General features: G+C 56.3%; 1 pseudogene. It reads left to right on the plus strand.

From position 1 onward, the window contains the following. Positions 1-300 (plus strand): annotated as a pseudogene (locus SQ11_RS17690) (hypothetical protein); the annotation flags it as partial.

The following is a 300-nucleotide window of genomic DNA, read 5'->3' on the forward strand; positions in this document are numbered from 1 at the left end:
GTCAGGTCTGGAATGGGCGGTAGTCCGGGCCAGCTGGTTTAGTCAGAATTTCTCCGAGGGTGAGTTTCGTGAGATGGTTCTGAACGGGGCGATTACGCTCCCGGTCGCCGACATTCCGGAGCCATTTGTGGATGTAGACGATATTGCAGACATTGCAGCCGCGGCACTCACAGAAGATCACCACAACGGCGAAGTATACGAAGTAACGGGGCCAAGAATGTTGACGTTCCGAGAGACCGCGCAAGAGCTCTCGCGAGCGGTAGGCCGCGAAGTCACCTTCATTCCAGTGCCGAAACAGGA

This window comes from Nitrosospira sp. NpAV (assembly GCF_000832065.1).
In the GTDB taxonomy this organism is placed as follows: Bacteria; Pseudomonadota; Gammaproteobacteria; order Burkholderiales; family Nitrosomonadaceae; genus Nitrosospira.